Genomic DNA, 24,163 nt, shown 5'->3' with positions numbered 1-24,163 from the left:
GCGGGCCGCCCATCAGGTCACGGGAGGAGGGAGGAGGATGACCTGACAGAAAGCAGTTCGGGTGTGCGAGTGGGATCAGCGACCGGAATGGATCGGGCGCATATTGCCGAAATGGCCGCCGCCGAACCCACCGAAGCCGCCGAAGCCGCGATTGAATGCAGGCCTGTTGAATGCGGGCCGGTTGAAGCCGCCGCCGTTGAAGCCCCCAGCGGTGAAGCGCGGTCTTACCGGACCCGGCCCCCAATAATGGTTTGCCGGCCGCGTCCGCCAGGCGGGACCGACGCCCCAGCGCGGATTCCAGTGATTATGCCCGCCGCGCCAGGACTGGCAATTGCGCCCGATGCAGCCATTGTAATAGTTGGGACCGCCGCGCCAGCCATACCCCCGATAGCCGCCGCCCCAATAGCCGCCGGTCGCCCAGCCCGTCGCCAGCCCCAGACCAAAGCCCGGTGCCCAGCCGTCATCATAGCCATTGTCGACCACGACAGCCGTCGTGGACGGCGCGGCATAGGCCGTACCGCCGTAGGAACCGAAACGGACATAGCGCGCCGACACCCAGCCGACACTGTTGCCATTATAAATCTGGCACCAGCCGTTGCGGCAGGAACCGGCATTGACAGCTGCACCGGCGGGAAGTGCGGCAAGCCGGGCATAGTTGGAGCCCGGTCCCGAACGTATATTGACCGCAGCCGAAACATAGGCCGTCGCAGCGGAAGCAACAGCGGGCGTGACCAGAACAACAGCGGCAATCGCGGCGCCGATAAAACGATTGTTATTAAGAACTTTCTTAAATAATGACATCGCATCTACTCCAGATTTGCGAGTACGCAGAGACGCAATAAAGTATCAAACAAAATTGATACTACGCCAATATTCAGCGAGATGCAAACAACTCCCTCAATAATGGTAAATTTACGACGTATATTATACTTTTATGCAATGAGATAATACGACCATCAACTGTCCGTTACAATGAATATAATCAATTTTACATAAATTTTACTCGAATTTAACAATGCGATTTCGACAATTCGGCGCACAAAAGAAAGGCGCCCCGGAATGAACCGGGGCGCCACGCGGCTTTTGGGGGAGAGAGGGAGGATAAAGCCGCGATAGGATGCCTGCTTACTGGGCTAATTAATAGGCCGCTTGCCGGGCCGTCAGGCCAGTTGTTTCGCGAGGCTCACAGAAGCATTCCCTGCAAGCGTTGCGATGCAGGGAATGCCTTTGATGAAGCTTACGGCAGATTGCGGATATCTTCCGGCGACATGTACATCGGCATCATATTGGTATCGAGGTGATGCATGACCCAGATGGAGCCTGCAAGCACGATGGCCAGAATGATGACCGTGAAGATGAGCGCCAGAATGTTCCAGCCGCCTTCCGACTTCGGATCGAGGTGCAGGAAATAAACCAGATGCACCAGGATCTGGACGACGGCGATACCGAGCACGATGGCGGCGGTGGTTCCCGGCGTGAAGTAGCCGTTCATGGCGAGCATGAAAGGAACGACGGTAAGGACGACCGCCAGCACGAAGCCGATCAGATAGGACTTCAGGCTGCCGTGAGTGGCGTGATCATGTGTTTCGTGTGCAGAGCTCATCACAGTACACCCAGCAGATAGACAAGGGTAAAGACGCCAATCCAGATGATGTCCAGGAAGTGCCAGAAGAGGCTGAGGCACATCACGCGCGTCTGGTTCTTTTCGGTCAGGCCGTCACGCAGAAGCTGGGCGGAAAGCACCAGAATCCAGATCAGGCCCGACGTGATGTGAAGGCCGTGAGTTCCCACCAGCGCGAAGAAGGCGGACAGGAACGCGCTGCGGCCCGGACCTGCACCTTCATGGATCAGGTGATTGAACTCATAGACTTCCATCGCGAGGAAGGCCGCGCCCAGCAGGAAGGTGATGCCCAGCCAGAACAGCACGCCTGCGCGGTTCTTCTTGAACATCGAAAGCGTGGCCAGACCATAGGTCAGCGACGACACCAGCAGGAGCATGGTTTCGATCAGAACGAAATTCAGGTCGAACAGTTCACGGCCGGTCGGGCCGCCCGCGAACTGATGCGCCAGAACGGCATAGGTTGCAAAAAGCCCCGAGAACAGGACGCAGTCGCTCATCAGGTAGATCCAGAAGCCGACCAGCGTGGTCGACCCTGCGTCGTGATGGTCCTCGTGCGCGGGGTGCTCGTTTCCGCCCGTGAACGGAGCGGCGGTCGAAATGCTTGCGCTCATCGGAATCAGGCCTCCTGAGCAGTCAGTTGCCGGGTGCGGAGGTCTTCGACTTCCTGCACCTCTTCGGCCGAGACGTAAAAGTCCCTGTCATTATTGAAGGAATGAGCGATGGCAACGGCCAGCACAGCGAGGGCGGAGGCGATTGCCAGCCACCAGATGTGCCAGACCAAGGCAAAGCCGAGCGGAATGTTCAGCATGCCGATGATGAAGCCGGTGCCGGTGTTCTTGGGCATGTGGATGCGCGCGAACTTTTCGGTGCGGCGCACATAGCCGTTCTGCTTCATGTCCCACCAGCCGTCATGATCGCGGACATGCGGAACTTCGGCGAAGTTGTAGAAGGCAGGCGGCGAAGCCAGCGACCATTCCAGCGTGCGGCCCGTGCCCCAGCTGTCGCCATTGGTGTCGCGCAGCTTTTCGCGGTCGCGGATCGAGATGGCGATCTGCAGAACCTGGAACACGATGCCGCAAAGAATGATCGCAACGCCGATGGCGGCAACGATGAGGTAGATGTGCCATGCCGGGTTTTCGGTGTGGTTCAGACGACGGGTCATGCCCATCAGGCCGAGCACGTAGAGCGGCATGAAGGCGAGGATGAAGCCGACGAGCCAGCACCAGAAGGCGTTCTTGCCCAGACGTTCGTTCAGCTTGAAGCCGAAAGCCTTCGGCCACCAGTAGACGAGACCGGCAAAGCAGCCGAACAGAACGCCCGAAATGATCACATTGTGGAAGTGGGCGATCAGGAATACCGAGTTGTGCAGCACGAAGTCCGCCGGTGGAACCGCGAGCAGAACGCCCGTCATGCCGCCGACGACGAAGGTGCACATGAAGCCGATGGTCCACATGACCGGCGTTTCCATGCGGACGCGGCCCTTATACATGGTGAAGAGCCAGTTGAAGACCTTCGCCCCTGTCGGGATGGAGATGATCATGGTCGCCACGCCGAAGAAGGCGTTGACGTTGGCGCCGCCGCCCATGGTGAAGAAGTGGTGGACCCAGACCAGGAACGACAGGATGGTGATGGCAACGGTGGCGTAAACCATCGACTTGTAGCCGAACAGTCGCTTGCCGGAGAAGGTCGCCACGATTTCCGAGAAAATGCCGAAGCACGGCAGAACCAGAATGTAGACTTCCGGGTGGCCCCAGATCCAGATGAGGTTCACATACATCATCGGATTGCCACCGGCATCATTGGTGAAGAAGTGGAAATCCAGATAGCGGTCGAGCGACAGGAGCGCCAGCGTGACGGTGAGGATCGGGAAGGCCGCAACGATCAGCACGTTGGAGCAGAGCGCGGTCCAGGTGAAGACCGGAACCTGCATCATGCCCATGCCGGGCGCGCGCATCTTGATGATGGTGGTGATGAGGTTGACGCCTGAAAGCAGCGTGCCCATGCCGGAAATCTGCAAGGCCCAGATATAATAATCCACCCCGACATCGGGGCTGAACTCCTTGCCGGAAAGCGGCGGATAGGCAAGCCAGCCGGTCTTGGCGAATTCGCCGACGCCGAGCGAGATGTTGACGAGGATCGCACCGGCAACCGTCAGCCAGAAGCTGAGCGAGTTGAGGTAGGGGAAAGCCACGTCGCGCGCGCCGATCTGAAGCGGCACGGCGAAGTTCATCAGGCCGACGATGAAGGGCATCGCCACGAAGAAGATCATGATCACGCCATGGGCGGTGAAGACCTGATCGTAGTGGTGCGGCGGCAGGAAGCCTTCATTGGCGCCGGAAGCGAGCGCCTGCTGCGCGCGCATCATCACGGCGTCCGAGAAGCCGCGGAACAGCATCACGAGCGCCAGGATGATGTACATCACGCCAATGCGCTTGTGGTCGACCGATGTCAGCCAGTCGTTCCAGAGCGGAGCCCATTTGCGGTAGTAGGTAATGGCTGCCAGAAGAGCGAGCCCCCCGCCAGCCACCGCGGCCAAAGTGACCATGATGATTGGCTCGTGATAGGGTATCGCTTCGAGCGTAAGTTTTCCGAACATTTTTATCACGCTTCGATTGGAGCAATTCCGGGATGGCACAAGAGGGCCGTCGTTCCGGAACCGCGTGAAACAAGGGATTGAATGCGAATGACCGTGACCTCATGCGAGGTCACGGGCCGATCGGCACATCAGTTTTCGAGCTGCGAGAGGCGCTGCGGCTGGACTGCGCAGATGATGTCGCTCGCCCACTGGCTGAAATCGACAGGCGAAGACTTGCGCAGATTGGCGCGCGCCTCGCGGATCATCTGTTGACGATGCATTTCATCGTCGAGGCAGACGGACTTGCCGTCCCAGCAGCGGTTCACGATGTTGTGGAACAGCGCCTGATCACTATAGGTGAAGAACTGCGGCGGAACCTTCTCGCTCGGCTGGACCAGCGAGGCGTAACGGTCGCGGCTCAGCTCTTCGCCATTCGCCCTGGCCTTCACATCGGCAACCCACTTGTCGAAGTCGGCCTGATTGTAGGCATGCGCCTTGAAGCGCATCTGGGCAAAACCCTGACCGCTATAATTGGCGGAGATGCCGTCGAACTCGCCCTCGTGATTGGCAACCAGATGCAGCTTCGTCTGCATGCTTGGCATGGTGTAAACCTGGCTGCCGAGCTGCGGAATGAAGAAGGAGTTCATGATGTTGCTGGAGGTCAGCTTGAAGTTGACCGGCACATCGACCGGCATTGCCATCTCATTGACGGTGGCGATGCCCTGATCCGGATAGATGAAAAGCCATTTCCAGTCGAGCGCGACGACTTCGACATTGATCGGCTTCGCGTTCGATTCCAGCGGGCGATACGGGTCGAGCTTGTGGGTGCTGATCCACGTCACCGTGCCGAGCACGACGATGATCGCCATCGGGATGAGCCAGACGGCAAGCTCGATCTTGGTCGAGTGGTGCCAGTCGGGCTGGTAATCCGCCTTTTCATTCGAGGCGCGGTACTTCCATGCGAAGTAAAGCGTCATGAAGATGACAGGCAGAACGACAAGCAGCATGATGCCGGTCGCAAAGAAGATGAGATCGCGCTCTGCCATGCCAACCTCCCCTTTCGGGGACAGAAGGACCTGGTTCTCGCAGCCGGCGAGAAACGCGGTGAGGGCCATGACGGCGAACGAAACGATCGTCCGGGGGGTGCCGTGTTTCATTTGTCTTTCCATCCTGCGCGCAGAGTGTCATCTCCGGCGCATGCGTCATTTCCTAGTTTTCGGTAAATTCTGAAATTTCCAAAAGTACCGTTATAACGAATAATCCTGTTTGTCACGTGCCTGACGAAAATTGTGCTGGATCGTAATGTCGCGCCCGAACGCGGGCATTTTGCCTGAACAATCCGGCCTGATCGCTGATGCGGGCCGCGCCATTGGAGCAATCCCCGATGCGATAGAAAGGGGTGCCAATTGCCAGGTGCGGCGTGGCGAATAGGCCCAAAGAACGGGGTTTGCAAGATGAAAACCGCCGTTTACCCAATGAATAAACGGGATCGTGATGGAATTTTACCGAATTCGCCACACCCGCCTGGCAAAGCCGCCGGCGCATAAACTTGATCGCCCCGGTTTCACTCTGGCCGGATTATGCTCTATTGGATTTTCACGAGGGAATTGGGGGTAGACATGATATTTGCCGAAATGCCGCTCGATGAAGCCGAAGGTGCAATTCTCGGCTATGCGATGACGGCGGGGGCGCTGACCTTACGCAAAGGCACGGTTCTCGATGCCGTCAGCCTCACTGTGCTGCGGGAAGCGGGCATAGGCTCGGTTCTGGCCGCACGCTTGGAACAGGGCGACATCGGCGAGGATGAAGCGGCGCTTGCCGTCGCGCGCATAGTTGCTTCCGCCGATGTGGAAATCGGCAATGCCACGACCGGTCGCGTCAACCTGCATGCCCGGAAGAATGGCGTGTTTTCGGCAGATGCAGACCGCATCGATGCCATCAACGCACATGATGCGCGCATTTCCATCGCGACGCTGCGCAATCACGTGCGGGTGGAAGCCGGTCAGATGATCGCCACCGTCAAGATCATTCCTTTTGCCGTGCCGGAGACCCTGCTGCGGGCAATCGGTCTCGATGCGGAGCCGGCGCTTCACGTCCATCCCTTCAATGGCGCGCGGATCGGGCTGATCCAGTCGCGCCTCCCTTCGATCCGCGAGACGGTTCTTGAGAAGACCCGCGAGCTGATGGAAAAGCGGGCTGTCAGAAATGGCGGCGCGCTTGTGTGCGAAAAACGCGTTGTGCATGATCAGGCCGCACTGGCGGCGGCAATCGGAGAGGTTGGCCCGGCCTGCGACATCATCGTGATTTTCAGCGCTTCGGCGGTTGCCGACGAGGCGGATATCGTGCCGCAATCGATCCATATTTCGGGCGGTGAAATCCTGCGCATCGGCATGCCGGTCGATCCCGGCAACCTGCTCATTCTGGGCCGGCACAACGGCAAATATATTGTCGCCGCGCCCGGATCGGCCCGCAGCGCCCGCGAAAACAGCCTCGATTGGGTGCTGGATCGCCTGATGGCGGGAATTGCGCTGTCCGCCGACGATCTTTCCCGCATGGGCGTGGGCGGGCTGGTATTGTAGGCTGCATCGCTGCAGCGATCCCGGAGCCTCAATCAAAAAGCGGCATGCCGCGGTGAAAATGGCGATTTTCGAGTACCGGAGCGGAGCGTACTTAAACATACGTGAGCACCGGAACGCAGAAAAGCACCATTTGCAGACCGGCATGGCGACTTTTGGAACCGGTGCTCAGATCGCGTAGTCGAAAACCAGTACCCCTTCGATGCCGCCCTCGGCTGCTTCAACGAGGCTTTTGCCGACCTTCGCGTGCTCGGGATGCGGAAGGTACGCGTCCCGTGCCGCGCTATCCGCAAAATCCACGACGAAGCCGTGCCGGAATCCCTTTTCAAGATTTTCAGGACTGTTGTTTTCGCCAGCCGTGATGGACAGGATGCCGTCTATCTTGCCCTTGAGCGCGACGACCGATTGCAACCTTTCTTCGATCTGCGCGGCTGCGAGGTCGGGCCGGAATTTGATGAGAACGATGTGACGTATCATGAAGCGCTTCCGTGATTGAAAACAAGGGCCTGCCCCAAAATCGCTAGGGACGGAAATGGCGGCAGGCAACACCCTTCATAGACGGTTTTTGGGGTGGGGAAAATGCTTCCCGCCGCCGGACAGCAGCGCCAGTACCCTGGAAACGAAAAAGGCCGGGCTGAACCCGACCTTCCGCTTTCACCTGAGTTGCGCCAGTACATCCGTGGTCACGATCCCAAGTGAATTCCCGATACGCATATGGGTATAACCCGCCTGCGTTTCAGGAATATGACATTGCGGGCAGCGGCCAGATTGCTCCAAAACCGGCTCAACCCCGGCCCTGCCCCGGCAGTTACGGCCCCAAACCGTTGCCTGCAACTGCCGTATTCTCACGCGGGCGCCCGATCGCGCCTTCTGTCCGCTTCGGTCCTGCTTCCGCGGTCCGATGCCTGAGGTTCTGCACCCTCTCTGAACTTGCCTTCAGGCCGCCATCGGCGCTTCGGCCAGTTCCGGATGATTGTAGTTCCACACCTCGATCAGGCATTGCCGCATCAAATCGAGATCGACCGGACCGATCCGGCTCAGCACGAGATCGAGTTCGTCGGGCTCCAGGCCCCGGTTGAGTAGCTCAACAATCGCCTCGATCAGAATTCTTTTATCGTCAAATCTGTAGCGCTGCATAAACCTGCTCCGCTAACTGCCCCAGCACAGGGTCGCAGATTAAACAGTCATGGTTAACCGAAGCTTAAGCCGCGAAAAACCAGCTGTTCCACCGACCTCACAAACCAGACAGACGCTTGTTCACAAAATTACCCACACGGGTCTCTAATTAAAAAACAACTTAAACAGAAAGAGGAAATTCTTACTTATCTGGACAAGATTAAGTCTAAATCTTAGTATATTTGGCGCCAAAGCCAAGCAAAAATTTTGCACCCACTTTATTTCATGATGTGATTTCCTTCAGATGAGGTGTGCATGTCGTTCTTTCGGAAATATGTCGATTGGTTCTTCCGTTGCGCCCGGCTTGCCGGGCTCGGACTGCTCATTGGCGGGAGCGTCATGGGGGGATATCTCTTCACGCTGCATTATAAGGGCAATGTCCACGCCATTATCGACGGACAGGCCTACCGCTCCAACCAGCCCGACCCGGCGCGCATCGCTTCGTTGCAGAAGCTTTACGGCATCAGGACGATCATCAATCTGCGCGGCGCGGAACCGGGATCGAAATGGTACGACGACGAGATTGCGGCTGCGAAGACGCTGGGCATCAGCCACACCGATTTTGCGATGTCATCCAGCAAGGAACTCAACCCCGCGCAGACCAGACAGCTGATCTCCCTGATGCAGAATGCGGAAAAGCCGGTGCTCATCCATTGCAGATCCGGCGCCGACCGCACAGGTCTCGCCGCGGCGCTCTATGTGGCGGCAATCGCCAAGGGCAGCGAAAGCGAGGCCGAAGGGCAGCTGTCCATCGCCTACGGGCATTTCGGCTTTCCGCTGAGCCCCACCTACGCCATGGAAAGGACATTCGAGGCTATCGAGGCGGAACTCGGCTATACCGGCTCCTGACGATTTCTTTCTCCACGAACGCAAAACGCCGGGGCCAAACCCCGGCGTTTTCTGTTTATTTGAACCGCGCATCTTATCCGAAAACCGTTTCACACTTTTCGGGATGCGCTCTCTTTGAGGCGACGATCTTATTCGAGGCCGACGATCTTGCCGCCGTCCCACTTGAAGATGTCAAAGCTCGGCGAGCTGAGGTCGCCGCTTGCGCCGTAGGTCAGCGTGCCGATAGCCGTTTCGATCGGCTGGCCGTCATGCAGTGCCTTGGCGACGGCTGCCGAGTCATCGGTCGAGCCGGCGCGTTCGATGCCAGCCTTGATGACTTCAACGGCGGCATAGGCGTTCATGGTGAAGGCTTCAGCCGGGATGTTCTTGGCCTTCAGAGCCTCGATGGCATCCTTGGAAGCCGGGTTCTTGGTGGCATCCTTGGCGTTGGTGAAGAGCGTGCCCTGTGCGTTGGTGCCGCCGATTGCCCAATATTCGGTGTTGGACAGGCCTTCACCGCCGAGAACCAGAGCCTGGAGACCGGCATCGTGCAGCTGGCGCGACAGGAGACCGCCTTCGGCATGGTAGCCGCCGAAATAGACCACTTCTGCACCGGCAGACTTCAGCTTGGTGACGAGCGCGGAGAAATCCTTGTCGCCCGGCGTGACGGAATCGTAATGCACTTCCGTGACACCGCCCTTGTTGAGCGCGGCCTTGAAAGCGTCAGCCAGACCCTTGCCATAGGCGCCCTTGTCGTGGATCACGGCGACCTTCTTGTCCTTCATGTTCTTCAGGACGTAATCGGCCATGACTTCGGCCTGCTGGTCGTCGCGGCCGCAGGTGCGGAACACGTTTTCCAGATTGCGCGCGGTCAGGTCCGGGCCGGTGGCGGTCGGCGTGACCATCAGGACGCCGTTTTCCGAGAAGACGTCGGAAACCGGAATGGCGACGCCGGTCGTAACCGGGCCGACGACGAACTTGATGCCGTCGCCGACGATCTGGTTGGCAGCGGAAACGCCCTGCTTGGGCTCACCGGCATCGTCGGCGAATTTCAGAACGACTTTCTCGCCCTTGATGCCGCCAGCCTTGTTGATGACTTCAACGGCGGTTTCCGCACCCTTCTTCACCTGGTCACCGAAAGCGGCGACAGGACCCGTCAGCGGTGCAACGACGCCGATGGTGATGTCTGCATAAGCGGCGCTGGCAAAGCCGAGTGTAGCTGCGAAAGCCACGCTGGACAGAAGTTTCAGGTTCATTCTTTTTCTCCTTTGGTGGGGCAGCGTCCTCCGACGGCCCCGAGACAACCCATGCCGGTCAAATCTCAGCGCATCTGCGCTGCCGAATTGCCGGGCCCTCCCTTTTGTTCATCACATGATCTCAAAGGGTCGATTTAGAGCGCCAGACGCTCCAAATCATATGCATCAATGCGCATCTTACCCGAAAACCGTTTCACACTTTTCGGGATGCGCTTCAAAAGCACACCGCACCGCCGCCTCGAAGAGGCCAGAGCCATAATGTTATCCGAAACTGCATCCGCCCTTTCGGAATCATGCTCCAGACCGGGAGCGCGCTTTCATGATGTAATAAGAATGCATTTCCGGCTTTCGATTGCAAGCGCCAAGTACCCGCAACTACAACGAAAAACCGCCTCCTCCTAATTCGTTTCTCCCTCCTTTTTCCATGTCGGCAATCGCTTCGCAAAAAAGGCCGCGATCCCTTCCGCGGCCTCCGGTGTTTCCCATGTATCGGCAAGGCGGGTGAGCGTCATGTCGATCACCGCCTCGTTTATCGGCGCGCCGAGCGCGTGAACCAGCCGCTTGGAAGCGGCGACGGCGGCGGGCGCGGTGGAAAAATAGGGTTTGATCTCCGCCTCCACCGCCGCATCGAGACGCTCCGCCTCGACCACATCATGCAGCAGCCCGATGCGCCGTCCCTCCTCGGCATCGAACAGGCGGGCGGATGTGAATGTGCGCAATGCCTGCGCTTGCCCGATGCGCGCCACCACATAAGGGCTGATGGTGGCGGGTATCAGTCCGAGTTTTGTCTCCGTCAGACCGAAACGCGCGCCGGAAACGCCAATCGCCGCATCGCACACGCTGATGAGGCCGACGCCGCCGCCATAGGCCTGCCCGTTGATGCGCCCAATCAGAGGTTTCGGTAGGTCGCGCAGTGCTTTCAGCATGAGGGCAAGCTTGCGCGCTTCCTCAATGCGTTGCGTGCGCGTGGCATTGACCTGCTCGCGCATCCAGCCAAGATCGCCGCCCGCGCAAAAGCTCGCGCCCGCGCCGGTCAGGACCACGATGCGTATGCCGGGATCATCCGCCAGATGCAGCGCCGCCGTCGTCAGCTCGTCGATCATCCGGCCGGACAACGCATTATGCTGTTCGGGCCGGTTCAGCGTCAGTGTCGCCACGCCGCGTTGGTCCAATGCGATTTGCAGGGTTTCGAAGGCGCTCATAATTGCTCCTAGGCGGCTTTATCCCGACGTAGCGCTTGCGCGAAAAGCGCCGCCGATTTCAGTTTCTGGATATCCAGCCCGGTTTCAAAACCAAGATCATGCAGCATTTCAGCGACAAGAACCGTATCGACATTGCCTTTCGCCCCCGGCGCGAAGGGACAGCCGCCAAGACCGCCGACCGAAGCATCGAACACGCGCAGGCCCTTCTCCAGACTGACACGTATATTGTCGAGTGCGCGGCCGCCCGTGTCGTGATAATGACCGGCAAGGCTGTGCGCCGGTGCGATGGCCAGCACCGCATCGAGCATGGCGGCAACCTTGTCCGGCGTGCCGCGCCCGATGGTGTCGCCAAGGCTGACCTCGTGACAACCAAGCGAGAAAAGCTGTTCGGTCACATCGGCAACCGCCTGCGGGGCCACCGGCCCGTCATAGGGGCACTCGACCACGCAACTCACATAGCCGCGAATGGCCAGACCATCGTTGATCGCGGCACCGATGACCGGAGACAGGCGCTCGATGCTCTCGGCAATCGTGCAGTTGATATTGGCCTTGGAAAAGCCTTCCGAGGCGGAAATGAACACCGCAATCTCATCGACATTGGCGGCAGCAGCGGCTTCATAGCCCTTCATATTGGGCACGAGCGCCGAATAACGCACGCTGTCGGCGCGGCGGATACCGGCCATGACTTCCCGGCCATCGGCCAGTTGCGGCACCCATTTGGGGCTGACGAAGCTGGTCGCCTCGATGCGGGCATAGCCGCAATCGGACAGGCGGTCGATCAGCGCGATCTTGTCGGCGGTCGGCACAAAACGCTTTTCATTCTGCAGGCCATCACGCGCTGCCATTTCGACGATTTCCACGTGTTCAGCCATGTTCTTCCTCCAGTTCCACCAGCAGCGCCCCTTCGCTGACCTGATCGCCTGCCGCGACCGTCACGGACGAAACCTTGCCGTCTCGCGGCGCGGTCAGCGAAAGCTCCATCTTCATCGCTTCCATCGTCACCAGCGGATCGCCCCTGGAGACGCTCGCACCTTCAACCACGGAAACCAGCCGTATCAGTCCCGGCATTGGCGACAGGATGCGGCTTTCGCTCGAGCCATCCTCTTCCGCGCCTATCGACTGTACATGATGAAATATGGTGTCCCGGCCTTCGAGTTGCACCGTCACATCATGCCCGATGCGCGAGACCGATGCCTCCGACACGCGGCCATCGAGGGCGAAGCGAACCAGCCCGTTTTCATGGGCACGGATTTCAATGACGCCGAAAGCAAAGCCGAAATGCCCGCCACCTCTGGCCGCGAAGCTGACCGTGCGGCGCTCGCCGTGATGCTCGATCAGGACCGAGCGCGATGCCTCGCCCCAGAGGCGGAAGCCGCGCAGGCTTGTCCATGGATCGTCTTGAGTATCTCCGTTTTGGGGCGCATCCAGAAGATCGAGCGCACCGAGCGTGGCCAGCGCAAAGGCAATATCCGAAGGCTGCTCGTCGGTGAAAAGCGCTGCCGTCTCTCGCCCGATCAGCCCGGTATCGACATCGCCCTCACGAAAGCCTGTGAGATTGCAGAGCGCCGACAGGAACTGGCGGTTGGTGACAAGCCCGGCGATACGGGTCTTGCCAAGCGCCGCATCGAGCCGGTTCAGCGCTTCATCGCGCGTTGCGCCATGGGCGATGATCTTTGCGATCATCGGATCGTAAAACGGCGTGATCGTGTCGCCGGTTCGTACACCGGAATCGACACGCGCATTTTCAGGCGGGTCAAAGAGCGCGAGCTTGCCGGTGGCAGGCAGGAAATCGCGCACCGGGTCTTCCGCATAAAGCCGCGCCTCGAACGCCCAGCCATTTATGGAAAGTTCGTCCTGACGTTTCGGCAGCGCCTCACCGGAAGCAACACGCAACTGCCATTCCACCAGATCAAGCCCGGTGATGGCTTCCGTCACCGGATGCTCCACTTGCAGGCGCGTGTTCATTTCCATGAAGAAGAAGCGGTCGGGCCTGAGCCCCTCCGACACATCGGCGATGAATTCCACCGTGCCAGCGCCGCAATAGCCGATGGCGAGCGCGGCCCTGACCGCCGCCTCGCCCATGGCGGCGCGCATCTCCCGCGTCATGCCGGGCGCGGGCGCCTCCTCGATCACCTTCTGATGGCGGCGCTGCAACGAGCAATCGCGCTCGAACAGATGCACCGCGTTGCCATGATTGTCGCCAAAGACCTGCACCTCGATGTGGCGCGGCTTCGCCATGTATTTTTCGACCAATACGGCGCTGTCGCCAAAAGAGGCTTCCGCCTCGCGGCGCGCGCTGTCGAGTGCCGCCGCAAAATCGCTTGCCTGATCGACTCGGCGCATGCCCTTGCCGCCGCCGCCAGCGCGGGCCTTGATCAGCACGGGATAGCCGATTTTCTCCGCCTCGCTTTTGAGAAAACCTGCATCCTGATTATCCCCGTGATAGCCCGGCACGACCGGCACGCCTGCCTTTTCCATCAGCGCCTTGGCAGCATCCTTCAGCCCCATGGCGCGAATGGCGTTGGCCGATGGACCGATGAAGACTAAGCCCGCCGCCTCGACCGCATCCACGAAACCGGCATTTTCGGACAGGAATCCATAGCCCGGATGGATGGCCTCAGCGCCGGTTTCCTTCGCGGCCCTGATGATCGCTTCGACATTCAGATAGCTTTGCGCGGAAATGGCGGGGCCGACCCGCACCGCCTCGTCCGCCATCTCCACATGCAGCGCATGAGCGTCGGCATCGGAATAAATCGCGACCGTGGCGACGCCCAGTTTCCGCGCCGTGCGAATGACCCGGCAGGCAATTTCTCCGCGATTGGCAATCAGTATCTTTTTGAACATCTGATTGTCTTCCTACATTCTGAAAATGCCGAAACGGGTCGGCTCAACCGGTGCGTTGAGCGTGACGGAAAGCGACAGGCCCAGCACTTCGCGGCTCTTGCGCGGATCGACGATGCCGTCATCCCAAAGCCGCGCCGAGGCATAGAGCGGGTGGCTCTGGCGCTCGAACATTTCGAGCGTCGGGCGCTTGAACTCCGCTTCCTCTTCCGCCGACCATGTGCCGCCTGTGCGCTCGATCCCGTCGCGCTTGACGGTCGCCAGCACGCCTGCCGCCTGCTCGCCGCCCATCACGGCGATGCGGCTGTTCGGCCATGTCCACAGAAAGCGCGGCGAATAGGCCCGCCCGGCCATGCCGTAATTGCCCGCGCCATAGGATGCACCGATCAGCATGGTGATTTTCGGCACATTGGCGGTCGCCACCGCCGTCACCAGCTTGGCGCCGTGCTTGGCGATGCCTTCGGCCTCATATTTGCGCCCGACCATGAAGCCGGTGATGTTCTGCAAGAACACCAGCGGAATATTGCGCTGGCAGCAAAGCTCGATGAAATGCGCTCCCTTGAGCGCTGCTTCGGAAAACAGCACGCCATTATTGGCAATGATGCCAACCGGCATGCCATAGATACTGGCAAAACCGCAGACCAGAGTGGTGCCGAACCGCGCCTTGAACTCATCGAAATCAGAGCCATCGACGAGGCGCGCAATCACCTCGCGCACATCATAGGGAATGCGCGTATCGGCGGAAACGATACCCAGAATTTCCTCCGGGTCGTAGAGCGGGGCAGCGCCATCCCCACGCGAAATGAAGCCGCGCTTCTCGCTGTTGAGATTGGCGGCAATGGCGCGGGCGATTTGCAAGGCATGGGCATCGTCATTGGCCAGATGATCGGCGACGCCGGAAAGCCTTGTGTGCACATCGCCGCCGCCGAGATCTTCAGCGCTCACCACTTCGCCGGTCGCGGCTTTCACCAATGGCGGGCCAGCCAGAAAGATGGTGCCCTGCCCCCGCACGATCACCGTTTCGTCGCTCATGGCGGGCACGTAGGCACCCCCTGCCGTGCATGACCCCATGACGACCGCGACCTGTGGAATGCCTGCCGCCGACATCTGCGCCTGATTATAAAAAATGCGCCCGAAATGATCGCGATCCGGGAAAACCTCGTCCTGATTGGGCAGGTTGGCCCCGCCGGAATCGACCAGATAGATGCAGGGCAGACGGTTTTCGCCAGCGATCTCCTGCGCGCGCAGATGCTTTTTCACCGTCACCGGATAATAGGTGCCGCCCTTCACCGTCGCGTCGTTGCAGACGATCATGCAGTCGCGGCCCGAGACGCGCCCTATGCCGGTGATGATGCCAGCCGAAGGAGCCGCCCCGTCATACATGCCATGCGCCGCCGTCAGCCCGACTTCGAGAAAGGGGGACCCGGGGTCCAGCAATTGCGCGACGCGCTCACGCGGCAGCAGTTTTCCGCGTGAAACATGGCGTTCCCGCGCCTTCTCGCCACCGCCATCAATCGCAGTGCGCGCGGCTTCCGCCACCACGTCGATTGCCGCCAGCATCGCCTTGCGGTTGGCCTCGAAGCTGGCGCTGCGGGTGGAAATTTCCGATTTGAGAACCGCCATCAACGGGTCTCCTGAAAGAGTTCCCGCCCGATCAGCATCCGCCTTATTTCCGAAGTGCCCGCGCCGATTTCATAAAGCTTGGCATCGCGGAGCAGGCGTCCGGTCGGGTAATCGTTGATATAGCCATTGCCGCCCAGCGCCTGTATCGCCTGAAGCGCCATCTGCGTGGCGTTTTCCGCCGCATAGAGAATGCAGCCCGCCGCATCCTTGCGCGTCGTCTCGCCCCGGTCGCAGCTTGCTGCCACGGCATAGACATAAGCGCGGGAAGCGTTGAACAGCACATACATGTCGGCAAGCTTGCCCTGCATGAGCTGGAACTCGCCGATCGGCTGGTCGAACTGCTTGCGCTCATGCACATAGGGCACGACGACATCGAGACACGCCGCCATGATGCCGAGCGGCCCGCCCGCCAGCACCACGCGCTCATAATCGAGGCCCGACATCAGCACATTGACGCCCTTGCCCTCGGTTCCCATCAGGTTTTCGGCGGGAACTTCGCAATCCTCGAACACCAGTTCGCAGGTGTTGGAACCGCGCATGCCAAGCTTGTCGAGCTTTTGCGCGGTCGAAAAGCCCTTGAAGCCTTTTTCGATGAGGAAGGCGCTGATCCCGCGCGGGCCTGCCGAGGGATCAGTCTTGGCATAGACAACCAGCACATCGGCGTCGGGACCGTTGGTGATCCACATCTTGTTGCCGTTGAGGATATAGCGGTCGCCCTGCTTTTGGGCATGAAGCTTCATCGAAACGACGTCGGAACCCGCCCCCGGCTCGGACATGGCGAGCGCGCCGACATGCTCGCCGGAAATGAGCTTCGGCAGATATTTTTCGCGTTGCGCGGGCGAGCCGTTGCGGGTGATCTGGTTGACGCAGAGATTGGAATGGGCGCCATAGCTGAGGCCGATGGAGGCAGAAGCGCGGCTGATTTCTTCCATCGCGATGCAATGGGCAAGATAGCCCATGCCAGCGCCGCCATAGTCTTCGGGCGCGGTAATGCCGAGCACGCCAAGCTCACCCAGTTCACGCCACAGATGCATGGGAAATGCGTTGTTGCGGTCGGTCTCGGCGGCCAGCGGCGCAATGCGGCTTTCCGCAAAACGGCGCACCGTATCGCGAAGGGCTTCGATCTCCTCGCCAAGACCGAAGTTTATACCCGATGCAAACATACTCGTCCTCCACAAGTTCTGCCCGGCGACCATCCTTTGCAAGATGGCTTATGTTGAAGGCAGAGTGTCCCGTGGCGGTCAAATAGGCAATGGGGTTGCGTGGCGTTCTGTGGCTATTTATTGCCGGATAACGAAATTTTGTTGCGCCCGTTATCCGGCGCTCAATCAGTCCTGCTGCAGCTCGGCAATGTCGCGATAAAGCTCCAGCGCTTCCGGATTGGCCAGCGCCTCGCGGTTCTTCACCTCGCGTCCATGCACGATGTCGCGCACGGCCAATTCCACGATCTTTCCCGACTTGGTGCGCGGAATATCCGCAACCGCAACAATCTTCGCCGGAACGTGACGCGGTGTGGCGCCGGTACGGATTTTCGCCTTGATGCGCGCCTTGAGATCGTCGTCCAGCGCGGCACCTCCGGCAAGCCGCACGAACAGCACAACCCGCACGTCCTTGTCCCAATCCTGCCCGATGCACAGCGCCTCTGCGACCTCCGGCATCTGCTCGACCTGATTGTAGATCTCCGCCGTACCGATGCGCACGCCGCCGGGGTTCAGCGTTGCATCCGAACGGCCATGAATGACGATGCCGTCATGTTCGGTCCATTCGGCGAAATCGCCATGGCACCAGATATTGTCGAAACGCTCGAAATAGGCGGCCTGATATTTCGCATCGTCCGGGTCGTTCCAGAATTGCAGCGGCATGCACGGAAATGCCTTCGTGCAGACCAGTTCCCCCTTTTCGCCCCGTACCGGCCTGCCATCGTCGTTCCAGACATCGACGGCCATGCCAAGCCCCGCGCCCTGAATTTCGCCCTGCCATACCGGCTCGGTCGGCACGCCCAGCACGAAGCAGGAGACAATATCCGTACCGCCGGAAATGGAGGCCAAATGCACGTCCTGCTTGATTGCTTCATAGACGAAGGCAAAGCCTTCCGGCGATAGCGGCGATCCGGTCGAAGAAACGGTGCGCAGCGCCGACAGATCATGCGTCTCACCGGGTTTCAGCCCGGCCTTCAGCACGGCATCGATGAATTTTGCCGAGGTGCCGAAATAGGTCATGCCTTCGGCCTGCGCATAGTCGAACAGTACATTGCCATCGGGATAGAAGGGCGAACCGTCATAGAGCAGCAGCGTTGCACCCGATGCAATGCCCGACGCCAGCCAATTCCACATCATCCAGCCGCAGGTGGTGAAATAGAAGAAGCGGTCATCCTCGCGCAAATCCGCATGGAGGCGGTGTTCTTTCAGATGCTGCAACAGCACGCCGCCCGCCCGATGCACGATACATTTCGGGATGCCAGTCGTGCCGGAGGAAAACAGGATATAGAGCGGATGATCGAAGGGAAGCCGCGTAAACGCCACCGGCTTTGCAGCAAATGGAGCAAGCGCCGCATCGAGTGCAACACCCTTTTCAGCCTTGTTGGCGACCGCTTCCGCCTCGCCCAGATAGGTGACGATGACCGCGCGTTTCAGCCCCGGCAGTTTTGCGGTTACTTCGGCAACCTTGTCGGCCACGTCGATGCGCTTGCCGTTATACCAGTAGCCATCGCAGGCGAAGAACAGCTTCGGCTCGATCTGACCGAAGCGGTCGAGCACGCCCTGGACGCCGAAATCCGGCGAGCATGAGGACCAGACCGCGCCGATCGATGAAGCGGCCAGCATCAGCGCAACCGCTTCCGGCATATTGGGCATCATGCCCGCCACGCGGTCGCCGGGCTCCACGCCCTCCGCCAGCATGAATTGCTGCAGCTTCGACACCAGCGCATGAAGATCGTCCCATGTCAGACGGCGCTCGACCTTGTCTTCGCCGCGAAAGACGATTGCGTCCTCACGGCCTTTGCGCCGCAGCAGGTTTTCCGCGAAATTGAGCCTTGCTTCGGGGAAGAATTTTGCCGCACGCATGTGGCCTTGATCAACCAGTGCCTTGCCGCCGCGTTCGCCGATGACCTCGCAGAAATCCCAGATGAGCGTCCAGAACCCCGCACGATCCTCGACAGACCAGCGATGCAGCGCCACATAGTCCGGCAGGCTGAGGCCCGACCGCTGTTCGGCGCGAATGCGGAATTGCTCCAGATTGCTGCCGGCAATACGCCGGGCATCCGGCTGCCACAGCGGATGATCGTGCGAAAACTGCGTGGGGACTGCGTTGGTGCTCATCATTCCTCCCAGAACCATGCGGAGCCGGCCTCTTCGGGCAACCCCGTTACGGATTTCTAGAAGAGAGTTGCGGATACGTCCATGCTTTTCCATGGCATGGCGATCAGGCGAGCGTCAAACGCTCGCCGCCCGCACCCGACTGCGAATGCCGCATGGTATCGATTCAGCTTCCCCGGGCATATGCATCTTGCCTTGCGAAAAAACGCGGCCTATTTATCGCGAGCGCCGGACGCGACTTCATGCCATTCGGTGCAAAAGAAATATCCAGTTCTCAGGGCGGGGTGAAATTCCCCACCGGCGGTAACGGGTGAAACACCCGAAGCCCGCGAGCGCCTGACACGGCAGACGTGTCAGGGTCAGCAGATTCGGTGCAATTCCGAAGCCGACGGTCATAGTCCGGATGAGAGAGAACGAGGTTGGAATCATGCCCGGCTGGACGGCTTGCCGTCTTCGTCGTGCAGCTTTTCTTCCCGTACCCTGAGGTAACAGGCTTAAAAAAGGGAAGAAACCGTTGAGCCAACTTGCCTCTGCCCCAACTTTGAAACCGACCGTGCGCGGCGCAGCGCTGATGGTCGCGGCCTGTTCGGCCTATGCCGCAGTCAATGTCGCCACCCAATGGGCTGGAACGCGGACCGGCATTCCATCCGTCATCATCGCCTTCTGGCAATATGTGATCGCCCTGGTGCTGACATTGCCCCTGCTCATCCGCGATGGCGCGCGGGCCTTGCGCACCAGCCGCCTCGGCTTTCACGTCATGCGCGTCGCGCTGGCCGCTGCTGGCGTGCAGGTCTGGATTTACGCGCTCGCCCATGTGCCGATCTGGCAGGTGGTTGCCCTGTCCATGACATCGCCGTTCTTCGTCATTCTGTGCGCGCGGCTGTTTCTGCGGGAAAAGGTCACGCTGGCGCGTTTGGTCACTACATTCACCGGGTTTGTCGGAGCATTGATCATCATCGCGCCGTGGTCGGATTCCTATACGGTCTATTCACTGCTGCCGGTCCTCGCCGCAGCGCTCTGGGCAGGCTATTCGGTGATGACCAAATATCTGACCCGTTTTGAAAAGCCCGCCAGTATCTCGGCCTATATGCTGGTGCTGCTCACGCCCATCAATGCGGCGCTCTGGCTGGCGTCGGGCCTCAGCATGTCGACAATCACCGCACCGGGTATCGAAATCTGGTCGATATTGATCGTGATCGGCGCTTTCACCGCGCTGGCGCAATATTTCCAGATCGCAGCCTATTCGATCGCGGACGCTGTTTATCTGCAGCCCTTCGACGACCTGAGACTGCCGATCAATGTGATTTTCGGCTGGATCGTTTTTGCCGCCACGCCCGGCATCAACTTCTGGCCGGGAGCCGCCCTGATCGTCGGCGCATCGCTATACCTGATGCGGCAGGATAGCGGCACGACGCGCACCGCCTGACCAGGCGGGAGCGTTGCCTGCCTATCGGGAGACAGGCAGGCCGCCTTGTGTCGATTCAGCAGGCCCGCTCATGCCTTGCGACCTGCCAACCCAGCCATCTATCCTCTTCACCAGCCAGCGGTGCAGAGGATTCTCGAACAGGTGATAGGCGGCAGCTGCGGTCAGAACACTGGCAACAGCAGCGCCGCCGATGACCAGAACCGCGCCCGCAGTCGTCTCGCTCCATCGTTCCGGCACTATTCGGAAAAACAGCATCCCGACCAGCGGATGCAGAATGAAGATACCGAAGCTGTAACGGGAGAGCTTCGTCAGCACGCGCCATTGCAGCGGCGTATGGATGCCCTGGCTGGATGCGAGATAGAGCACATAAACGCTCGCATAGACGAATGCCAGCCGCAACGGACCTTCCAGCGTGTTAGGTTCGCCCGGCCCGTTTTCCGGGTGGCAGAACAGGAACAGGGCGAGGCAGACGGCAAGCAATGCCTTGACGACCGCGCGGGGCATGACCGGATGTTCCCGCCGGGCGAGCCACATCCCGAAGAGGAAGGATGGTAAGGTCCGGAACACCCCCACATTGGAGATTTGTATGCGGGTGAGCGACAATACGCCAAGCTTCTGCGCCAGATATTCACCGCCGATGGCGGCAATGATTACCCCGACAAGCACCCAGCTTCCGAACCGCCTGCACAACATGTCGAACAGCGGAAAGGCCAGATACATGGCGAAAAGGGCACTCAGCGACCAGCTGACATAATTGTAGGAGGACGTGCGGCCCAGTCCCCAATTGTGGACCAGAAGAAGCTGGGTCAGCCCGTCGCTCCAGCTTGTGCTGGGATTGCCCAGAGGACGCAGGATTCCCGCTGCGGTGAGGGCGGACAGCAGCGCGAAACACGAAAAGGCAAGCACATGCAGCGGATAGATCCGCGCCAGCCGCTTTCCGATGAAGGCTGCATAATCGGGCCAGTTCCAGATATAATTTCGCCGTCTTGCCAGAAAGAGCCCGGAAACAATGAAGAAGATATCGGTAAAATAAGAGAAGGCTAATATAACTTCATTCAATATTTCACTCTTCACCGGAATGCGGAAAGAAAAATGAAAGACGGCGATTCCGATACACAATAGAAACCGCAGTCCATCGAAATCAGGAAGCCTGCTCATTCAAAATAGCCATGCTGAATTACTTCGACAAAACTCTACTTACCAACTTTTTGGGAGTTGTCGAGCATGGCCATCGGGGAAAGCCGGTCGAATGTCGCCGGGATCGTTTCCGTCACGGAAACAAACAGAGCTCATTCAAGCATTGTCCGATGACAGGCCGGTCGATCAAACCGGTGTGTTTGGCTTATTGTGAAGGAAAATTTGGTGGAGCCAAGCGGGATCGAACCGCTGACCTCCTGCATGCCATGCAGGCGCTCTCCCAGCTGAGCTATGGCCCCATCAGACCTCTTTCGAGGCGCATCAGGCAGCACTTGCTGCCCGGTGTGGCGGCTTATTAAATGGCGTTCGCGAGAAGATCAAGAGCTAAATCGCAACTCTTTCCACATCTGCCAAAAATAATTCACAGATCGCGGCGGCCTCCCGTGCGAGACGCGCCCAAACGAAACGAGGCGACCCGAAGGCCGCCTCGCAAAAACACAATATCCTGACCGGCTGAATGGATCAGCCTTCTTCGTCGTCGCCGCCGACGCCACCGCCGAGAATGCCCGACATATCGTCGTCCTCGTCTTCCTCTTCTTCCAGGAAGGTGTCGTCATCGTCATCGCCCAGATCGACATCGTCGTCGTCGATATCCGGCAGATCGTCACCGCTGCCCTTGGTTTCGTCGTCGGCATCTTCAAGCGAGACGAACTCCGGCTTTTCCAGCGCCGTATCCAGTTCTTCCTCCTCGGTTTCCTCTTCGACGACGCGGCTTTCAAGCGTGGAGTCGAAATAGGAACGCGGGTAGGAAATGCCGGTGTAAGGCGAAACGATCGGATCACGATTGAGATCGTAAAATTTCTTGCCCGTTTCCGGGTCGATACGCTTGGTACCAAGTTCAGCTTTTGCCACGTTTAGCCTCGTTAATTCACACGGGGACACAAATTCATAAAACCGCGCCGGGATGCCCTCGAAGCATATAGCCCATCACCATGCTGTTCGCTGAGCCATATGGCAAGGGCAAGACTTGAGCGCGTTTATAGTGTTGTCCGGTGCATAAACGCAATTTGGCGCGTTTGTCAAAGCCAAACGCACGCGCATATGCAGACTCTTCCGGCTCCGTGTCGTTCGCGCCGCGTATTCGCGGATGACCCCGGCTTTTTCCTATGCTAGGGAAGCCCCGCTTATCTCTCAATCCCGGCGCGCGATCGCGCCAAAAATGTGACTGTGAAAATCCATGTCCCATTCTGCTTCCCCGAAACCAGCAACCGCCCGCCGCTCGGAGGCGCTGGTCGGCGAAATCCGCATTCCGGGCGACAAGTCCATCTCGCATCGTTCCTTCATGTTCGGCGGTCTTGCGTCGGGTGAAACCCGCATCACCGGCCTTCTGGAAGGAGAGGACGTCATCAATACGGGCCGCGCCATGCAGTCCATGGGCGCGAAAATCCGTAAAGAGGGCGATGTCTGGATCATCAACGGCGTCGGCAATGGCTGCCTGCTGCAGCCCGAAGCGCCGCTCGATTTCGGCAATGCCGGAACTGGCGCGCGCCTGACCATGGGCCTTGTCGGCACCTATGACATGAAAACCTCCTTTATCGGCGACGCTTCGCTGTCGAAGCGTCCGATGGGCCGCGTGCTGAACCCGCTGCGCGAAATGGGCGTTCAGGTGGAAGCAGCCGAAGGCGACCGCATGCCGCTGACGCTGATCGGCCCGAAGACGGCCAATCCGATCACCTATCGCGTGCCGATGGCATCCGCGCAGGTGAAATCCGCCGTGCTGCTCGCCGGCCTCAACACGCCGGGCGTCACCACCGTCATCGAGCCGGTCATGACCCGCGACCATACCGAAAAGATGCTGCAGGGTTTTGGCGCCGATCTTTCGGTTGAAACCGACAAGGATGGCGTGCGCCATATCCGGATCGTCGGACAGGGCAAGCTTGTCGGCCAGACCATCGACGTGCCGGGCGACCCGTCATCGACCGCCTTTCCGCTTGTCGCGGCCCTTCTGGTCGAAGGTTCGGACGTCACCATCCGCAACGTGCTGATGAACCCGACCCGCACCGGCCTGATCCTGACGCTGCAGGAAATGGGAGCAGACATTGAAGTCCTCAACGCTCGCCTTGCCGGCGGCGAGGACGTTGCCGACCTGCGCGTAAAAGCCTCGAAACTCAAGGGCGTCGTCGTGCCGCCGGAACGCGCACCGTCGATGATCGATGAATATCCTGTTCTCGCGATTGCCGCCTCCTTCGCGGAAGGCGAAACCGTGATGGACGGGCTCGATGAACTGCGCGTCAAGGAATCCGATCGCCTGGCGGCGGTCGCGCGCGGCCTTGAAGCCAATGGCGTCGATTGCACCGAAGGCGAAATGTCGCTGACGGTCCGCGGCCGCCCTGACGGCAAGGGACTGGGCGGCGGCACGGTCGCAACCCATCTCGATCACCGCATCGCGATGAGCTTCCTCGTGATGGGCCTTGCATCGGAAAAGCCGGTGACGGTGGACGACAGCAACATGATCGCCACGTCCTTCCCCGAATTCATGGACATGATGCCGGGACTGGGCGCGAAGATCGAGCTGAACGGCGCGTGAT

The 24,163-nt window shown here is 59.6% G+C and carries 20 protein-coding genes, 1 tRNA gene and 1 riboswitch; of the genes, 4 read left to right on the top strand and 17 right to left on the bottom strand.

The features are described from left to right. Positions 1 to 75: 75 nt before the first annotated feature. The 5 genes from J9800_RS19695 to cyoA all read right to left on the bottom strand — a co-directional run bounded on the left by J9800_RS19695 (position 76) and on the right by cyoA (position 5,353). A complete protein-coding gene (locus J9800_RS19695; RefSeq protein ID WP_114214364.1) occupies positions 76 to 801 on the bottom strand; it encodes an SH3 domain-containing protein in 726 nt (241 codons plus the stop codon). A gap of 436 nt (positions 802 to 1,237) precedes the next feature. After that, positions 1,238 to 1,603 carry a cytochrome o ubiquinol oxidase subunit IV gene (gene cyoD, locus J9800_RS19690; RefSeq protein WP_114214365.1) on the bottom strand — a complete coding sequence of 122 codons (366 nt, stop codon included), beginning with the start codon at positions 1,601 to 1,603 and terminating at the stop codon, positions 1,238 to 1,240. Further along, a complete protein-coding gene (gene cyoC / locus J9800_RS19685) occupies positions 1,603 to 2,232 on the bottom strand; it encodes a cytochrome o ubiquinol oxidase subunit III (protein WP_112588603.1) in 630 nt (209 codons plus the stop codon). The genes cyoD and cyoC overlap by 1 nt, the downstream gene beginning before the upstream one ends. Before the next feature lie 5 nt (positions 2,233 to 2,237). After that, positions 2,238 to 4,217, bottom strand: a complete 1,980-nt coding sequence (gene cyoB / locus J9800_RS19680; protein WP_114214366.1) for a cytochrome o ubiquinol oxidase subunit I — start codon at positions 4,215 to 4,217, stop codon at positions 2,238 to 2,240. 128 nt (positions 4,218 to 4,345) lie between these two features. Beyond that, on the bottom strand, positions 4,346 to 5,353 hold the full coding sequence (gene cyoA, locus J9800_RS19675; RefSeq protein ID WP_114214367.1) for a ubiquinol oxidase subunit II: 1,008 nt from the start codon (positions 5,351 to 5,353) through the stop codon (positions 4,346 to 4,348). Positions 5,354 to 5,815: 462 nt separating this feature from the next. Here cyoA and J9800_RS19670 point away from each other — a divergent pair, with 462 nt between their 5' ends. Then, a complete protein-coding gene (locus J9800_RS19670; protein WP_114214368.1) occupies positions 5,816 to 6,775 on the top strand; it encodes a molybdopterin-binding protein in 960 nt (319 codons plus the stop codon). Positions 6,776 to 6,940: 165 nt separating this feature from the next. Here the strand turns inward: J9800_RS19670 and J9800_RS19665 are convergent, their stop codons facing one another. Then, positions 6,941 to 7,249, bottom strand: a complete 309-nt coding sequence (locus tag J9800_RS19665; RefSeq protein WP_114214369.1) for a Dabb family protein — start codon at positions 7,247 to 7,249, stop codon at positions 6,941 to 6,943. 459 nt (positions 7,250 to 7,708) lie between these two features. Beyond that, entirely contained in the window at positions 7,709 to 7,909 is a 201-nt protein-coding gene (locus J9800_RS19660) for a hypothetical protein (protein WP_210845913.1), read from the bottom strand. 294 nt (positions 7,910 to 8,203) lie between these two features. Between J9800_RS19660 and J9800_RS19655 the strand changes: the two genes are divergently transcribed. Beyond that, positions 8,204 to 8,797 carry a tyrosine-protein phosphatase gene (locus tag J9800_RS19655; protein WP_114214370.1) on the top strand — a complete coding sequence of 198 codons (594 nt, stop codon included), beginning with the start codon at positions 8,204 to 8,206 and terminating at the stop codon, positions 8,795 to 8,797. Between the two features lie 128 nt (positions 8,798 to 8,925). Here J9800_RS19655 and J9800_RS19650 read toward each other — a convergent pair whose 3' ends face one another. The 7 genes from J9800_RS19650 to J9800_RS19620 form a co-directional block, all read right to left on the bottom strand. After that, positions 8,926 to 10,032: a branched-chain amino acid ABC transporter substrate-binding protein gene (locus J9800_RS19650; protein ID WP_114214371.1), complete on the bottom strand. Its 1,107-nt coding sequence runs from the start codon at positions 10,030 to 10,032 to the stop codon at positions 8,926 to 8,928. A gap of 398 nt (positions 10,033 to 10,430) precedes the next feature. Then, positions 10,431 to 11,234 (bottom strand): crotonase/enoyl-CoA hydratase family protein, encoded by an 804-nt coding sequence (locus J9800_RS19645; RefSeq protein WP_114214372.1) that lies wholly within the window; start codon positions 11,232 to 11,234, stop codon positions 10,431 to 10,433. 8 nt (positions 11,235 to 11,242) lie between these two features. Beyond that, positions 11,243 to 12,106, bottom strand: coding sequence for a hydroxymethylglutaryl-CoA lyase (locus J9800_RS19640; RefSeq protein WP_114214373.1), 864 nt, complete (start codon positions 12,104 to 12,106; stop codon positions 11,243 to 11,245). Beyond that, a complete protein-coding gene (locus J9800_RS19635; RefSeq protein ID WP_114214374.1) occupies positions 12,099 to 14,078 on the bottom strand; it encodes an acetyl/propionyl/methylcrotonyl-CoA carboxylase subunit alpha in 1,980 nt (659 codons plus the stop codon). The genes J9800_RS19640 and J9800_RS19635 overlap by 8 nt, the downstream gene beginning before the upstream one ends. Positions 14,079 to 14,090: 12 nt before the next feature. Then, on the bottom strand, positions 14,091 to 15,698 hold the full coding sequence (locus tag J9800_RS19630; protein WP_114214375.1) for a carboxyl transferase domain-containing protein: 1,608 nt from the start codon (positions 15,696 to 15,698) through the stop codon (positions 14,091 to 14,093). Beyond that, complete coding sequence (locus J9800_RS19625) at positions 15,698 to 16,861, bottom strand: isovaleryl-CoA dehydrogenase (protein ID WP_114214376.1); 1,164 nt, start codon at positions 16,859 to 16,861, stop codon at positions 15,698 to 15,700. The genes J9800_RS19630 and J9800_RS19625 overlap by 1 nt, the downstream gene beginning before the upstream one ends. A 165-nt stretch (positions 16,862 to 17,026) precedes the next feature. Beyond that, a complete protein-coding gene (locus J9800_RS19620; RefSeq protein ID WP_114214377.1) occupies positions 17,027 to 19,015 on the bottom strand; it encodes an acetoacetate--CoA ligase in 1,989 nt (662 codons plus the stop codon). Positions 19,016 to 19,278: 263 nt separating this feature from the next. Next, positions 19,279 to 19,431: riboswitch (FMN riboswitch) on the top strand. Between the two features lie 95 nt (positions 19,432 to 19,526). On the opposite strand from J9800_RS19620, the gene J9800_RS19615 reads away from it, so the two are divergent. Continuing rightward, positions 19,527 to 20,438 carry a DMT family transporter gene (locus tag J9800_RS19615; protein ID WP_286167378.1) on the top strand — a complete coding sequence of 304 codons (912 nt, stop codon included), beginning with the start codon at positions 19,527 to 19,529 and terminating at the stop codon, positions 20,436 to 20,438. A gap of 21 nt (positions 20,439 to 20,459) precedes the next feature. On the opposite strand, the gene J9800_RS19610 is transcribed toward J9800_RS19615, so the two are convergent. The 3 genes from J9800_RS19610 to J9800_RS19600 all read right to left on the bottom strand — a co-directional run bounded on the left by J9800_RS19610 (position 20,460) and on the right by J9800_RS19600 (position 22,487). Continuing rightward, a complete protein-coding gene (locus J9800_RS19610) occupies positions 20,460 to 21,596 on the bottom strand; it encodes an acyltransferase family protein (protein WP_114214378.1) in 1,137 nt (378 codons plus the stop codon). 202 nt (positions 21,597 to 21,798) lie between these two features. Continuing rightward, a tRNA-Ala gene (locus J9800_RS19605) sits at positions 21,799 to 21,874 on the bottom strand. 223 nt (positions 21,875 to 22,097) lie between these two features. Further along, on the bottom strand, positions 22,098 to 22,487 hold the full coding sequence (locus tag J9800_RS19600) for a TIGR02300 family protein (protein WP_112588577.1): 390 nt from the start codon (positions 22,485 to 22,487) through the stop codon (positions 22,098 to 22,100). Positions 22,488 to 22,812: 325 nt separating this feature from the next. On the opposite strand from J9800_RS19600, the gene aroA reads away from it, so the two are divergent. Then, complete coding sequence (gene aroA, locus J9800_RS19595) at positions 22,813 to 24,162, top strand: 3-phosphoshikimate 1-carboxyvinyltransferase (protein ID WP_114214379.1); 1,350 nt, start codon at positions 22,813 to 22,815, stop codon at positions 24,160 to 24,162. Position 24,163: the final 1 nt, after the last annotated feature.

The organism is Ochrobactrum sp. AP1BH01-1, assembly GCF_018066705.1.
In the GTDB taxonomy this organism is placed as follows: Bacteria; Pseudomonadota; Alphaproteobacteria; order Rhizobiales; family Rhizobiaceae; genus Brucella.
This window is presented reverse-complemented; position numbering and strand designations above follow the sequence as displayed.